This window comes from Blautia wexlerae DSM 19850 (assembly GCF_025148125.1).
GTDB lineage: Bacteria > Bacillota > Clostridia > Lachnospirales > Lachnospiraceae > Blautia_A > Blautia_A wexlerae.
Genome location: NZ_CP102267.1, coordinates 4,197,951 through 4,212,719, shown reverse-complemented (window position 1 = coordinate 4,212,719; position 14,769 = coordinate 4,197,951). Strand labels below are relative to the sequence as shown.

At 44.3% G+C, this 14,769-nt stretch carries 14 protein-coding genes; 13 read left to right on the top strand and 1 reads right to left on the bottom strand.

Annotated features, from left to right (window positions below; all coding sequences use genetic code 11):
• The first annotated feature begins 205 nt into the window (after positions 1–205).
• From NQ550_RS19420 to NQ550_RS19375, 10 genes are all read left to right on the top strand, one after another.
• On the top strand, positions 206–523 hold the full coding sequence (locus tag NQ550_RS19420; RefSeq protein ID WP_025580607.1) for a DUF3847 domain-containing protein: 318 nt from the start codon (positions 206–208) through the stop codon (positions 521–523).
• 2 nt (positions 524–525) lie between these two features.
• Positions 526–1,998 carry a MobQ family relaxase gene (gene mobQ / locus NQ550_RS19415; RefSeq protein ID WP_025580606.1) on the top strand — a complete coding sequence of 491 codons (1,473 nt, stop codon included), beginning with the start codon at positions 526–528 and terminating at the stop codon, positions 1,996–1,998.
• A 47-nt stretch (positions 1,999–2,045) separates the two neighbouring features.
• Complete coding sequence (locus NQ550_RS19410; protein WP_025580605.1) at positions 2,046–2,786, top strand: CHC2 zinc finger domain-containing protein; 741 nt, start codon at positions 2,046–2,048, stop codon at positions 2,784–2,786.
• Complete coding sequence (locus NQ550_RS19405; RefSeq protein ID WP_172730352.1) at positions 2,671–4,011, top strand: virulence-associated E family protein; 1,341 nt, start codon at positions 2,671–2,673, stop codon at positions 4,009–4,011. The genes NQ550_RS19410 and NQ550_RS19405 overlap by 116 nt, the downstream gene beginning before the upstream one ends.
• Before the next feature lie 270 nt (positions 4,012–4,281).
• Entirely contained in the window at positions 4,282–4,467 is a 186-nt protein-coding gene (locus tag NQ550_RS19400) for a hypothetical protein (RefSeq protein ID WP_015540918.1), read from the top strand.
• Between the two features lie 107 nt (positions 4,468–4,574).
• Positions 4,575–6,197 (top strand): recombinase family protein, encoded by a 1,623-nt coding sequence (locus NQ550_RS19395; RefSeq protein ID WP_025580601.1) that lies wholly within the window; start codon positions 4,575–4,577, stop codon positions 6,195–6,197.
• Positions 6,198–6,311: 114 nt separating this feature from the next.
• Complete coding sequence (locus NQ550_RS19390) at positions 6,312–7,016, top strand: hypothetical protein (RefSeq protein WP_025580600.1); 705 nt, start codon at positions 6,312–6,314, stop codon at positions 7,014–7,016.
• Between the two features lie 56 nt (positions 7,017–7,072).
• Entirely contained in the window at positions 7,073–7,315 is a 243-nt protein-coding gene (locus NQ550_RS19385) for an HTH domain-containing protein (RefSeq protein ID WP_025580599.1), read from the top strand.
• Between the two features lie 180 nt (positions 7,316–7,495).
• Positions 7,496–7,801, top strand: coding sequence for a thioredoxin (gene trxA, locus NQ550_RS19380; RefSeq protein ID WP_025580598.1), 306 nt, complete (start codon positions 7,496–7,498; stop codon positions 7,799–7,801).
• A 22-nt stretch (positions 7,802–7,823) separates the two neighbouring features.
• Positions 7,824–9,533: an FAD-dependent oxidoreductase gene (locus NQ550_RS19375; RefSeq protein ID WP_025580596.1), complete on the top strand. Its 1,710-nt coding sequence runs from the start codon at positions 7,824–7,826 to the stop codon at positions 9,531–9,533.
• A gap of 304 nt (positions 9,534–9,837) precedes the next feature.
• On the opposite strand, the gene NQ550_RS19370 is transcribed toward NQ550_RS19375, so the two are convergent.
• Positions 9,838–10,521: a Crp/Fnr family transcriptional regulator gene (locus NQ550_RS19370; RefSeq protein WP_044996608.1), complete on the bottom strand. Its 684-nt coding sequence runs from the start codon at positions 10,519–10,521 to the stop codon at positions 9,838–9,840.
• A 93-nt stretch (positions 10,522–10,614) separates the two neighbouring features.
• On the opposite strand from NQ550_RS19370, the gene NQ550_RS19365 reads away from it, so the two are divergent.
• The 3 genes from NQ550_RS19365 (at position 10,615) to NQ550_RS19355 (ending at position 14,745) form a co-directional block, all read left to right on the top strand.
• The gene (locus NQ550_RS19365; RefSeq protein WP_025579658.1) at positions 10,615–11,388 is read left to right on the top strand and encodes a DUF134 domain-containing protein; all 774 of its coding nucleotides are present in this window, start codon (positions 10,615–10,617) and stop codon (positions 11,386–11,388) included.
• A 32-nt stretch (positions 11,389–11,420) separates the two neighbouring features.
• Complete coding sequence (locus tag NQ550_RS22980; RefSeq protein WP_025579660.1) at positions 11,421–11,738, top strand: hypothetical protein; 318 nt, start codon at positions 11,421–11,423, stop codon at positions 11,736–11,738.
• 82 nt (positions 11,739–11,820) lie between these two features.
• Positions 11,821–14,745: an EAL domain-containing protein gene (locus NQ550_RS19355; protein WP_025579662.1), complete on the top strand. Its 2,925-nt coding sequence runs from the start codon at positions 11,821–11,823 to the stop codon at positions 14,743–14,745.
• Positions 14,746–14,769 lie beyond the last annotated feature (24 nt).

The window sequence follows — 14,769 nt, the reverse complement described above, 5'->3', positions numbered from 1 at the left end:
CAGCAATCCGAGGTCTGCGTTCGCTTCGCTCCGACAAGGTGGCTACACCCCCTTGCGCCGCTAAAGCGGCTATCCCCTGTGTACCCGCCGAAAAGAGAAATCCGCTTTGCGGTTTTCCCTTTTCATCGGGTTTTTATAGAAGCACTGACACACGGACTGTCTGCGGATGGTCTTTCTTTATCTTATCAGCAAAGGATGTGAGAACATGGAAAAATCTTTGGAACAGTTGAAGCAGGAATATGAAAAAACCACTGTCCTGCTGGAACGGGAAAAACAGAAAATGCAGCGTTTGAAAAACCGGCAGGCGTATCTGGAAAGCGGTTCCCGGAAACAGAGGACGCACCGGCTGATTACCCGCGGGGCAGCCGTTGAGAGCATTGCGCCACAGACAAAGGAGCTGACCGAAACGGAATTTTATTCCCTCATGGAAAGCATTTTGAATCTGCCACAGGCGGAGCATTTCATCCGGTCTGCCGCAGAGAACCACGCCCGTATTTCCGGGCAGGAGAAAGGCGGTGACTAAGGATAGCACTTTATCATTTTTCAATCGCACAGATAAAGCGCAGCGCCGGTCAGAGCGCCATTGCCAGCGCAGCCTATCGAGCCGGGGAGCGTCTTTACAGCAGCTACTATGGAGAAGTCAGCGACTACACCAAAAAGGGCGGCGTGATCGCTTCGGAAATCATGCTGCCGCCCCATGCGCCGGAAATATATCTTGACCGGGCGACCCTCTGGAATGCTGTGGAGAACTGCGAGAAACATCCAAAAGCACAGCTTGCCTATTCCTTTGATATTGCCATGCAGAATGAATTGACGCTGGAAGAAAACATGGAGCTGGCGAGGAAGTTCGTACAGGAGCAGTTTGTGACAAAAGGCATGATTGCCGACCTTGCTTTTCACAGCCCGGAGAAAGAGGACGGCGGCATCCCTAACCCGCATTTTCATGTGATGACAACCATGCGCCCTTTGAACCCGGATGGCACATGGGGACAAAAACAGCGTCGGGAATATCTTCTTGATGAAGATGGAAACCGAATCCGGGATAAAAACGGCGATTATATGTTTAACGCTGTCCATACAACAGACTGGCATGAACCGGAAACGCTGGAACACTGGCGGGAGCAGTGGGCGGCTGCCGTTAATACAAAATTTGAGGAAAAAGGGCTGGATGTACGTATCGACCACCGTTCCTATGTGCGGCAGGGGCTTGACCTGATACCTACTGTCCACGAGGGAGCTAATGTCCGGCAGATGGAAGCAAAGGGCATCCGCACCGAGAAAGGGGAACTGAACCGCTGGATTAAAGCCACCAACCGGCTCATGCAGGATGTGAGGAAGAAGATCAAAGCCCTGTTTGTCTGGATGGCAGAGGTAAAAGAAGAACTTTCCAAACCGCAGACACCGAGCCTTGCCGACCTGTTGATCGCTTATTACAACCAGCGCAACGCAGGGGCATGGAGCAATAAAGCCAGAACCGGAAACTTAAAGCAGTTTGCCGAAGCCGTCAATTATCTGACGGAAAACAAGCTGCTCACATTAGAGGATTTGCAGGAGCGTCTTTCCTCTGTCAGTGAAGAATTTGAAGCATTAAGCGGCTCCATGAAAAAGAAATCTGCCCGGATAAAGGAATTGCAGGAATTGATACGGGATGGCGAGAATTACCAGCGGCTAAAACCTGTTCATACGGAATTGAACAATATCAAGTTTAAGAAACAGAGGGAGAAATTTGAAACATCCCACGATGCGGAGTTACGGCTGTTTTATGCCGCCCGCCGTATTTTGAAAGAAAAACTGGACGGAAAACCCATTGCCATGAAAGCATGGAAACAGGAATACGCACAGTTAAAAACAGAGTATGCCGAACTGTCTCCGCAGCACAAGCCGCTCCTGGAGGAAGTCATACGGCTGCGGCAGGTGCAGAACGCCGTAGATACCGCACTGCGCCGGAGGGAGCAGCCACAGGAAGTACAGAGAAAGAACCATGAGATGGAGCTATGATATAACCGGCAGCTTTACCGCTACCGGTATTTTTATGGAGGGAGTATTTGAATGTATTTGAAGCGGTGAAACAGTCTGTTACCACCTGGCAGGCTGCTTCATTCTATGGAATCCGGGTGGGAAGAAACGGCATGGTCTGCTGTCCATTCCACAATGACCGCACGCCCAGCATGAAAGTGGACAGCCGCTTTTACTGCTTCGGCTGCGGGGCTTCCGGGGATGTGATCGACTTTGCCGCTTTGCTGCATGGATTGGGGAAACGGGAAGCTGCGGTCAGGCTTGCGGAGGACTTCGGCGTTTCCTATGAGAAATCCGGCAATGCGCCGCCAGATAGGAAGCGTCACAACAGGTCACAGCCCCGACAAAAATCAGCGGAGCAGAGATTTCAGGAAACGGAACGGTATTGTTTCCGGGTGCTATGCGATTATCTGCGCCTGCTGGAGCATTGGAAAACAGCATACGCCCCACAGCCGCAGGATGCCATCTGGCATCCTCTTTTTGTGGAAGCGTTGCAGAGGATAAGCTACACAGAATACCTTTTGGATATTTTGTTATACGGAGAAATAGAAGAAAAAGCGGCATTGATCGCCGCACAGGGAAAGGAGGTGCTGCGGCTTGAACAGCGAATTTCAGAGCTTGCCGCCGGAAACGCAGGAAGCGGTCAAAAGGACGATGGACACAATGGAACCGGCGCAGACACCGGCAGAAATCCGGGAAACATTAGAGGGGACGCAGAAAGGCGGCGTGAAGAACAGCATCCGAAACTGCCTGACGGTGTTCCAGCGTGACCCTCTGTTTCGCGGGGCGCTGCGCCTGAACCTTTTGACGGAGCAGATTGACATTGTGAAGCCGCTGGGCTGGGAGCGCACCAGTACCACGCTGACCGACATGGACATGAACTACCTGCTTTTGTATCTGGAAGAAAATTACGGGCTTACCAGCGAGAAAAAGGTGCAGAGCGCCATCAAGATTGTTGCCAATGAAAACCGCTACCATCCAGTCAGGGATTACCTGAACAGCCTGCAATGGGACGGCACAGAGCGCATCCGTTACGCCCTGCATCACTTTCTGGGAGCCGATACGGACGAATACACCTATGAAGCCTTGAAACTGTTCCTGATGGGAGCCATCCGGCGGGTATTCAGACCGGGGAGCAAGTTTGAGGTCATGCTCTGTCTGGTTGGTGGTCAGGGAGCCGGGAAATCTACCTTTTTCCGGCTGCTGGCAGGCAGGGACGAATGGTTTTCAGACGATTTGAAAAAGCTGGACGATGAAAATGTGTACCGCAAGCTGCAAGGGCATTGGATTATCGAGATGTCGGAGATGATTGCCACAGCCAACGCCAAGAGTATTGAGGAAATCAAGTCATTCTTAAGCCGCCAGAAAGAAACCTACAAAGTGCCGTATGAGACACATCCGGCAGACCGGCTGCGGCAATGTGTATTTGGAGGGACGACCAACCGGCAGGACTTTTTGCCCCGTGACCGCACCGGCAACCGGCGCTTTCTCCCCGTGACGGTGTACCCGGAACGGGCGGAGGTTCACATACTGGACGATGAAGCGGCGGCGAGGGCGTATATCGAACAGATGTGGGCGGAAGCCATGACGGTTTATCGCAGTGGGAAGTATAAGCTGTCATTCAGCATGGAAATGAACCGATACCTGAACGCCCACCAGCAGGACTTTATGCAGGAAGACACACAGGCCGGCATGATCTACGCCTATTTGGAGGACTACACCGGCGACAGGGTATGTTCCAAGCAGCTTTATGAGGAAGCGCTGGGGAACTTAAATTCCCCGGCAGACTGGGAGACACGGGCAATCTGCGAGATTATGAATACCGGCATTGCGGGCGGCATCATACAGGGCTGGGTAGCCTACAAAAGCCCGAAGCGGTATAAGAAATACGGTTCTCAAAAAGGCTGGGAGCGTGTCAACCAAGCTCCGCCGGAGGGGGACGGTTTTCAGGAAATCACGGAAGAAGAAGCCTGGCAAATGGAACTGCCATTCTGAAAAGCCACCGGTTAACAGTTTGGTTGACACTTTGGTTGACAGCCGGTTGACGGGGAAAAGCCTGATATTTGGGGCATTTCTCTCCTTTGTCAACCATGTCAACCAAGAAATAAAAGAAAAAGTAAAAAGTAATAATAGAGCGCCTATGGATTGTTTTCAAAGTCTTTTCTGCCGGTTGACACGGTTTGGTTGACACGGAGACAGTCTGCGGCTGTACACCTGCCTGACATTCTCTTGTCGGGCATATTTCATTTATGGAGGTAACTGCCTATGGCAAAAAACAAAAACGAGAGCAACAACGAAAACAGCGGCACCCTGCTTACCGAAAAAGACGGCACCCAGTATTTTGTCATGGGGAAAGTCCGTATCAAGGTATCGGAGCATTTCGCACAGGATGGGAAGCCGCTTGACAGCCTGCTGGAAGATGTGATCCAGCACGCTGCCGCCGCTTCCTGAAAAAATACGGAATAACGACTGTCAATCAGCCCACGCTTATGATATACTTGTACCAGCGAGTATTGTATAAGCGTGGGTTGTTTCTTTTAGAAGGAGGATTTTTAACCGTGAAACAACCATACAATACAACGATTTATAACACTGCACTATATTTGAGATTGAGCCGTGACGATGAATTACAGGGGGAAAGCGGCAGTATCCAGACACAGCGCATGATGCTTAGGCAGTATGCCGCAGAGCATGGGCTGACCGTTGTAGACGAGTATATTGACGACGGATGGAGCGGGACAAATTTCGAGCGTCCAAGTTTCCAAAGGATGATTGATGACATCGAGGACGGGAAAATCAACTGCGTTGTCACAAAGGACTTATCCCGTCTGGGAAGAAACTATATCCTGACCGGTCAGTACACGGAAATCTATTTCCCCAGCAAGGGAGTACGCTACATTGCCATCAATGACAATGTGGACACCATCAACGGAGAAAGCGAGCTTGCCCCGTTCTTAAACATCCTGAATGAAATGCACGCCCGACAGACCAGCAAAAAGGTCAAGGCTGCCATGCACACAAGATTTGCCAATGGCGCACACTATGGAGCCTATGCACCGCTGGGCTATGTAAAAGACCCGGACAAAAAAGGTCATCTTCTGATCGACCTGGAAACACGCTGGATTGTAGAGAAGATTTTTGACCTTGCCGTACACGGGAGGGGTGCCGCCAGCATTACACGGATTCTGGTGGAAGAAAAAGTACCTACCCCCGGCTGGCTGAACTATGAAAGATATGGGACTTTCGCCAATATCTACGCCGGTGCGCCCGCAGAAAAAGCCTATGCGTGGACGATAGCACAGGTCAAGAGCATTTTGAAAGAGGAAACCTACATCGGTCGCAGCGTTCACAACAAGCAGAGCAACATTTCATTCAAGAACAAGAAAAAGGTGCGGAAGCCGCAGGAAGAATGGTATCGTGTGGAAAATACCCACGAAGCCATCATTTCCGAAGAAGTGTTCCAAAAAGTTCAGGAGCTGATTGCAAGCAGACGCAGACGACAGAAGAATGGCACAACGCAGATATTTTCCGGGCTGGTAAAATGTGCGGACTGCGGATGGTCATTGGCTTATGGTGTAAACAGCCAGAACAAAAATCCCTATGCACACTACCATTGCAGTAAGTACGGACAGGGATTACGCCAGTGTTCCATGCACTATATCCGCTATGATGTACTGTATGCCTATGTGCTTGCAAGACTGCAATACTGGTCTATGATGGTACAGAAAGACGAGGACAAGCTGCTGAAACGGCTACTCAATGCCAGCGACAGGGAAAGAAACTCTGCGAAGAAAAAGCAGGCTGCGGAGCTGAAAAAGGCAGAGAAGCGTAAAGCCGAGGTTGACGGGCTGTTTGCTAAAATGTATGAGGACTGGTCTGCCGGACGCATAACCGAGTATAACTTCAATATGCTGTCCGAGAAGTACCAGAACGAGCAAAAGGAACTTGAAACAAAAATAAGACAGCTTCACGAAACGATGGAAGCCGCCGTACAGACCGCAGCGGATGCTGAAAAGTGGATTGCCCTAATGAAACAGTATGTCAACCCTGTGGAGCTGACCGCCGAACTTCTGAACACTCTAATTGAAAAAATAACCGTCCACGAAGCTGTCAAGGGCGAGGACGGAAGTCGTGAGCAGGAAGTAGAAATCTACTACCGCTTCATCGGCAAAATCGACTGACCTTTCTTTTTTACCCAACAATATCTTTAATTAAGGGAAACGGGAGTTTGCCTGCCGGATGTATCTGTTTATAAAGAACTTTGTTCAATTCTTGGTATTAGCCTCAATGAGTTTTTGGCTGGAGAAGATATAGCTCAAGAGAATATGATTCAGAAGTCAGAAACAAATATTATTGAAGTGATCAGAGATAATATAGATAAACAGAAATGTCTAAAGGTTATGAAATGTATATTATTAGTCATATCTATCTGTGCGGTATCAGTAATCGGATTTACCATATACCGTCTGAAAAAACCACAGAATTATATTTCTCCTGTTGCAAAGGATAGCATAGAAATGCAGACAGCAGAACTGCTTGCTGGACCGGATGGAGCATTTGTCTATAAGTTTATCACAACGGATGAATATAAAAAACTCAGATTACATATTTATCGATACGAATCAGGAAAATTGAGTGATCAGGACAAAGTTGAAATGGGATTTGAAGATATTGGTTCGCCAAAAAGTGGTGAAATCGTAATGGTGCCTGATTTCGATAATTATGTAATTAAGTTAATTATTTCTGGAGGTGGTAGTAGGTTGTCAACAGAAATTCCTATTTTAGAAAATGTAGAAAATAGAGAATACTATGGCAGAACAGCAACTGAAATAAAAAATGTCGTAGACATTAGATACGATAAGCAGCAGCCACTTATTGCCTTTGTTTATGATAATGATGAAATGAGTGTTCCGACTTTAGACGATTTTATAAATAGCCAAACAGATTTTCTTTCAAAAAATGATTATGTGTATTATGTGGCATTTGAGTTTTGTAAGTAATAGATTTGATAATATGTTTCGGATAGAGCTGTTCCGTAATTCATTTCCGGTGACAAATGAAAAAGAAAACATCGGAGGTAGAGTGGAGAACAGACCTTAACGATACACAGCAAAAGATTATAAAGTTGCTTTCAGAAGATCATCAATTATCAGCGGTTAAGTTAGCTGAAAAAATCGGGGTTGTCAGGCGAAATATTGAGAACAATATTAAGAAGTTAAAAGAATATGGTATTCTCATAAGACATGGCTCTCCAAAGAATGGTTACTGGGAGATTATAGATAAAGATCTACAGGAGTGAGAAGTAAATTAATCCAAGATTAGTCAAATGCTGAGAGAAATAGACCTTCGCAGACGTAATGTTTGCGGAGGTTTTTTTGATAAAAAATTAATCATGATAATAATGTGATGATATCACAGAAAACAAATGAATTTCAGATTATAATAAAGCCACAAAAGAAAAAACAAGGAGGACTGTAAAATGTCTGCTATTAATATCAATAAAAATAATTTTCAGAATGAAATAATGGATTCCGAGAAAACCGTTCTTTTAGACTTTTGGGCTCCCTGGTGTGCTCCCTGTCGTATGGTGGTTCCTATCATGGAGGAGATTGCAAGTGAACGCCCTGATATCAAAGTTGGAAAGATCAATGTGGATGAGCAGCCTGAACTGGCAAGTAAATTTGGGATTATGAGTATTCCAACTTTGGTGGTTATGAAGAATGGGAAGATTGTAACAAAAGTTTCAGGGGCAAGACCTAAGAAAGCGATTTTAGAAATGCTTTAATGAGGAAAGGTGGAAAAATAAGATGAAGGTAATAATCGTAGGCGGTGTAGCCGGAGGAGCTACAGCCGCAGCAAGAATACGCAGACTGGATGAACATGCAGAAATTACTGTGTTTGAAAGATCTGGATACATATCCTATGCAAATTGTGGGCTTCCTTATTATATTGGAGACGTGATCACAGATCCGGAAGAACTTACATTACAGACACCAGAGAGCTTTTTTAAACGCTTTCGCATTAATATGAAAATTCATCATGAAGTTATCTCCATACATCCGGATCGTAAAACTGTTTCAGTGAAAAATTTGGAGAATGGTGAGATATTTGAAGAAAACTATGATAAGCTGATCCTTTCTCCAGGTGCAAAGCCAACACAGCCGAGACTTCCTGGAGTTGGTATTGATAAACTTTTTACACTTCGTACAGTAGAAGACACTTTTCGTATAAAGGAATATATAAATAAGAACCATCCAAAATCGGCTATATTGGCAGGTGGTGGATTTATTGGTCTGGAACTGGCAGAAAATTTGAGAGAGCTTGGCATGGATGTTACAATTGTTCAACGGCCTAAGCAGCTGATGAATCCTTTTGATCCGGATATGGCATCCATGATCCATAATGAAATGAGAAAGCACGGGATAAAATTGGTACTGGGTTATACGGTAGAAGGATTTAGAGAAAAGGACAATGGAGTAGAGATTCTATTAAAAGATAATCCGTCCCTTCAGGCTGATATGGTGGTGCTGGCAATCGGCGTTACACCAGACACAGCATTAGCAAAAGAAGCCGGTCTGGAGCTTGGCATCAAGGGAAGTATCGTAGTGAATGACAGGATGGAAACTTCTGTACCGGATATTTATGCAGCAGGTGATGCAGTTCAGGTAAAACATTATGTTACGGGTGATGATGCGCTGATTTCTTTGGCTGGTCCAGCCAATAAGCAGGGAAGGATCATTGCTGATAATATTTGTGGTGGTGATAGCCATTATTTAGGCAGTCAGGGAAGCTCCGTTATCAAAGTGTTTGATATGACAGCAGCCACTACAGGTATCAATGAAACCAATGCTAAAAAGTCAGGGTTAGAGGTAGATACAGTAATTCTTTCTCCTATGAGTCATGCCGGTTACTATCCTGGTGGAAAAGTGATGACCATGAAGGTGGTTTTTGAAAAAGAGACTTATCGTTTGCTTGGCGCTCAGATTATTGGATATGAAGGAGTTGATAAACGTATTGATGTGCTGGCAACAGCGATCCATGCAGGGCTGAAGGCAACCCAGTTGAAAGATCTGGATCTCGCATATGCACCGCCTTATTCCTCTGCAAAGGATCCTGTAAATATGGCCGGCTTCATGATAGACAATATAGCAAAAGGTACCTTAAAACAATGGCATTTGGAAGATATGGATAAGATTTCTAAAGATAAAAGTGCTGTGTTGCTGGATGTGAGAACGGTAGGTGAATTTAACAGGGGGCATATTAATGGATTTAAAAATATTCCTGTAGATGAACTGAGAGAACGGATCAATGAAGTTGAGAAGGAAAAGCTTGTTTATCTGATATGCCAGAGCGGGCTGCGAAGTTATATTGCCAGTCGTATTCTGGAAGGAAATGGATATGAAACATACAATTTTTCCGGCGGATTCCGTTTCTATGATGCAGTGATTAATGACCGTGCGCTGATCGAAAGGGCATATGCATGCGGTATGGATTATTATAGCAATCCTCTGAAATAATGCATCTTAATCCAGCCCATCAGAGTGTGAAATCCTGCGTCAGATATCTTTGCCGTGCGTCAGCACGCCTGCAGATATCTTTCTTGTCTTTCGCACTCTGCTGAACTGTCTTAAATGCATTATTTACGAGGATTGCTATAGAAATAAACAAAATATGGTTATAGTTTAACCGAATCAAGTAAGTCCCCTGCTTCAATTGCGAATATCCGCTTGACTCGTAGTATAAAAGGATCCCCCATTTATTAGAATGACTTTCATAATTCTAATAAATGGAGGATCCTTTAGATGTTACAGAAAAACAGTTTTATGATCTTTGTAGTGTTTCCAGTCTTTTCGAATCCAAGATTGTGATTTTGCCGCGGGAGAGTTTGACGAGTCCCTCGTCTTGAAAGTATCGAAGCATTCGAGTGATAACTTCCCTGTGGGAACCAAGATGATTAGCAATCGTCTCATGAGTGATTTTCAATTCATTTGTTCCTTCGATAGAGGTCTCTTCTAAAAGAAATGAAGCAACACGCTTATCTAAACTCTTCCACATGATTTGTTCAATCAACCACATGACATCAGAAAAACGGGTAGCCATTAACTCATTGGTATAGTTTGCAACGGGAGCAGATTCCTTCATGATGTCCTTATAGATCTCAGCAGGGATGATCCAAAGATCAGTATCTTTCTCTGCTTCAATGGTTACTTCAAATTGAATGGAGCGTATGATACATGAGGCGGATAAAAGACACATATCCATATCGAACAGACGGTAAAGTGTAATCTCTCGTCCCTCATCTGAAAGTATGTAGGTTCGAAGCTGCCCGGATTTAACCAGTAATAATCCAGTACAGTCCAGGTTTCCGTTGTGAATGATCGTTCCTTTTTTTACATCCCGTGTGATTAAATTGTCTGAAATTATTTTTTTCTGTGCTGTATTTAAGTCATTCCATAGTGGAAAATAATTTTCGAAGTTCATAACAGTTATCTCCTTTACGAACATAGTATACTTGCTTTTTTTAGATGCGTCAATTACATAATTGACATATGCCCTTTATAGGACTATTATATAAGAAAAGCAAGAAAGGAGCAGTTTATGCCGAGACCAGTAAAATGCAGAAAAGTCTGCCATTTTCCGAATGTTTTAGAATTCCTTCCGGCAGATAATGCTGAGAAAAAAGTACCCATTGTTTTGACAGTAGATGAGTATGAGACAATTCGTCTTTTGGACAAAAAAGGTTACAGTCAGGAGCAGTGTGCAGTATCTATGCAGATCGCAAGAACAACGGTTCAACGAATTTATGAGACCGCCAGGAAGAAAATAGCAGATGCACTCATTGATGGACATCCACTTAGAATCGAGGGTGGAGATTTCAGAATTTGTGACGGTCAGAGCAGCAACTGTAGCTTTGGAGGCTGTTACAAACAGGAAATTTACAAAAAATATGCAGCAGAAAAAGGAGAAGGTATCATGAGAATAGCAGTAACATATGAAAATGGACAGATTTTCCAGCACTTTGGACACACAGAGACATTTAAGATTTATGATGTAGAAGAAGGGAAAGTGGTACATTCAGAGGTAGTAGATACCAATGGAAGCGGACATGGTGCATTGGCGGGAGTTCTTAATGCATTGAACGCAGATGTTTTGATCTGTGGCGGAATCGGAGGCGGCGCGCAGACAGCATTAGCGGCAGCAGGCATTAAGCTGTTTGGAGGAGTTTCCGGAGATGCAGATAAAGCGGTGGAAGCTTTTATTAATAAAACACTGGATTATAATCCGGATGTGAAGTGTTCTCATCACGAGCACAGCCACGGGGAAGGACATACATGTGGTGAGCATGGATGTGGAAGCCATAGCTGTCATTAAGAAGAATAGCAAAAAAATAATAATACGAAAGGATGTGTCAAGGCAATGGAGAAGTTACCGCAGCACATCCTTTTTGTGTTATTTTACAGAAAGACAGATTGTATTTTAAAGGAACAGATCGTGCAGTATTTCTTGATAAGAGAGAATTTACAGGACCAATCTACACACAAATCAAAGAAGCTGTAGATTTAGTATTGAGAAATATTCGACTCGGAGCAACGATTGATGGATTGGTGCGAAAAGAGAAATATGAGCTACCGCCGGAAGCAATCAGGGAAATTTTGTTTTTAGTTTGTATTCGATTGTCTGTGGTGGAAATGGGATTAAAAAGTAACACCTGGATTCTGTAAGGGGAAATGTTTGAGCGAGCATTATAAAGATATCTTTTTGGAGAATATTATGTTATAATCACTCAAGAGAGAGGGACGATAGATGAGTGGTAAGAAGAGAAATGTAATGTTGTTCGTTCTGCTGTTTACCTTGCTTCTGGGAGTAATCGTTCCGGTTCAGGCACAGTCGTACGGCGGGACAAAGACAATACGGGTGGCGTATCGTGAGGACGCAGACTTTATTAATAAAAGCAGCAGTGGAGTATACAAGGGATATGGAGTGGAATATCTGAATAAAATATCTCAGTATACCGGCTGGAGATATGAATATATCAATGAATCATGGGAAAATCAGCTGGCAGATCTGAAATCCGGAAAGGTAGACCTGATCTGCAATGCGCAGAAAACAGAGGCCAGGGAGAAGAATTATGATTTCTCCTGTATGCCTGTTGGCACAGAGCAGGCGGTGCTGTATACATCTGAGGATAATGAAGATATTTATTTTCAGGATTATGAGCATATGAATGGTAAAAAGGTAGGTCTGCTGAGAGACAGCTATCAGAATGAAGAGTTTGAACAGCGTCAGGATGAGAAAAATTTTCACTGTCCGGAGAAGTACTATGAATCTGAACAGGATCAGATAGAGGCTCTTAAGCAGAAGAAAGTGGATATGATCTTGACGGGAAGTATATCCAAACATGATTCACTTAAGATTGTGGATAAATTCGGGGCTGCACCTATGTATATCATGACAACAAAGGGAAATACAGAGGTCATGAGTGCGGTAAACAATGCTCTTGAGCAGCTTAAAGCAGAAGTGCCGGATCTTACGGAAAATCTTACAGAACAGTATGTTATGGACAAAAACAGAAATTCAAAGCCTCTTCTGACCCGGGAAGAGACAGAATATGTCAAAAGCGTCAGCGCACCCATAAAGATAGGATGCATTGGTGATCAGCCGCCACTGATATATACAGATAAAGAAACAGGAAAGCTGGACGGAATCTATATAGCGTTTCTGAAGAAATTCAGTGAGATCAGCGGGATACCTTTTGAGTTTGAAAGTCTTTCTCCGGATACCGATCCTATAGAGGCTGCGCAGAGTGGAAAGTATGATTTTGTAGCCGGAATTACCGCCTGTCAGGAAATGATCGATGAACCTGAAGTTCATCTTACAGGTGGATTTTTCACGAGAGAATTTCAGATAATAGCAGAACGTGGAGAAGATATCAATACTCTGGAGACGTCGACCGTCTCTATGAACAGTATATTTGAGAAATATAAAAGTCTGAGACCGGAAGGGGAGTTCCCATATAAAGCGATTTACTGTGATTCACCCCGGACAGTTTTGGATGCGGTGGTAAATAAAAAGGCAGATATGGCCATTATGGACAGTTACGCGGCATCTTATTATCTGCAGGATGAAAAGTATCGTGATCTTGCATTGTCGGGAATTGTTTTTACCAAAGCAGAGACCTGTATGATATACGGGGATAACACAGATCCCGATCTTGTTTCTGTAATCAATAAGAGCATCGGAAGCCTGAGCAGTCAGGATGAGGAGAATATTATCAGGCAGTATTCCATAAATCTGCTGAAATCTTTTTCCATATGGGAATTTATGGAGAAATACAGATATCAGATCGTATGTATCCTGATTTTTCTGGTGGCATTGACTATACTTGTGATTGTTAATAACAGACACAGGACACAGATGCAGGTGGAAGCTGCGGCGCAGGAAGCATATCGCTGCAGGATGGAGACGGATGAACTGACCGGGCTTCTTAATAAAGAAGGATTTTACCAGAGAGGCAGGGAATTTCTGGAGAAGCATTCGGAGGCAGATGCCAGAATTGTCTATATCAATATTGAGAATTTTAAGCTTGTCAATGATCTGTTTGGAGAGGATGCAGGTGACGGGTTTCTGAAGTTTATCGGTCTGGAGCTGGAGAAAATTTTTGGCAGGATAGATATTGTCAGCAGCAGATATGAGGCAGACCATTTTGTGATTCTGACTTTGGATAATGAGGACAGGATACAGGCAAAGATAAATCATTTCTGTAATCGGATCAGAGATTATTATCTGAAGACTACAGTAGAGATTTCTGCCGGGATTTATGAGATACGAGACAGATCAAAGAGTCTGAGAATCATGTGTGACCGGGCTCATCTGGCGGCGGATAGCATTAAGAAGAATCATATGATTCAGGTTGCTGTATATGATGATACACACAGAAAGAAACTGATCCAGGAGCAGATGATCATTAATGAGCTGGATGATGCCCTTAAGGAAAAGCAGTTTAAGGCATTCTTTCAGCCAAAGTATGATATGTGTACTGACCGTGTCATCGGAGCGGAAGCGTTGGTTCGTTGGGAACATCCGGAAAAGGGACTGCTTCCTCCGGGAATCTTCATCCCTGTACTGGAGAAAAACGGATACATTGCAAAAGTAGATCTCTACATTTATGAAGAGACCTGTATTTTCCTGAAGAAAAGTATGGATGAGGGTATTCCTCTGCATCCGGTGTCCGTAAATCTGTCCAGGGTTGGATTCTATAATCCGAATCTGTTTCAGACCCTTTGCGAAATAGCAGAACGCTATCAGATTCCGAGAAAATATCTGGAACTGGAGATAACAGAAACTGCGTATGCCACTGATTCGGAAATGATCTTTTCGGTTGTGGAGAAGCTTCGCCAGGGAGGATTCCGTATTCTGATGGAGGATTTTGGAAGTGGATATTCTTCCCTGAATATGCTGAAAGAAGCTCCTGTTGATGAGATCAAACTGGATATGCGTTTCTTAAGTGCAGCAGATCCTTATGGAAGAGCAGAAGAAATCCTGCACATGATCATTACTATGGGAAATCATATGAAGCTTTCTATTATTGCGGAAGGTGTGGAGACCGAACAGCAGAAGGTAATGCTTCAGGGGTTCGGCTGTAACAAGGCTCAGGGATATTTCTATGCCAGACCTATGAGGGAAGCAGAATATACAGAGCTGCTCAGAAAAGAAAAAGCAGAAAATTAGATGTACAGAAGGTTGAATAAAGGG

Coding starts and splice junctions, on each gene's coding strand:
- NQ550_RS19420 (WP_025580607.1), top strand. CDS start 206: ATGGAAAAATCTTTGGAACAGTTGAAGCAGGAATATGAAAAAACCACT.
- NQ550_RS19405 (WP_172730352.1), top strand. CDS start 2,671: ATGGACACAATGGAACCGGCGCAGACACCGGCAGAAATCCGGGAAACA.
- NQ550_RS19400 (WP_015540918.1), top strand. CDS start 4,282: ATGGCAAAAAACAAAAACGAGAGCAACAACGAAAACAGCGGCACCCTG.
- NQ550_RS19385 (WP_025580599.1), top strand. CDS start 7,073: ATGAAAAAGAAAACATCGGAGGTAGAGTGGAGAACAGACCTTAACGAT.
- trxA (WP_025580598.1), top strand. CDS start 7,496: ATGTCTGCTATTAATATCAATAAAAATAATTTTCAGAATGAAATAATG.
- NQ550_RS19375 (WP_025580596.1), top strand. CDS start 7,824: ATGAAGGTAATAATCGTAGGCGGTGTAGCCGGAGGAGCTACAGCCGCA.
- NQ550_RS19370 (WP_044996608.1), bottom strand. CDS start 10,521: ATGTTCGTAAAGGAGATAACTGTTATGAACTTCGAAAATTATTTTCCA.
- NQ550_RS19365 (WP_025579658.1), top strand. CDS start 10,615: ATGCCGAGACCAGTAAAATGCAGAAAAGTCTGCCATTTTCCGAATGTT.
- NQ550_RS22980 (WP_025579660.1), top strand. CDS start 11,421: ATGTGTCAAGGCAATGGAGAAGTTACCGCAGCACATCCTTTTTGTGTT.
- NQ550_RS19355 (WP_025579662.1), top strand. CDS start 11,821: ATGAGTGGTAAGAAGAGAAATGTAATGTTGTTCGTTCTGCTGTTTACC.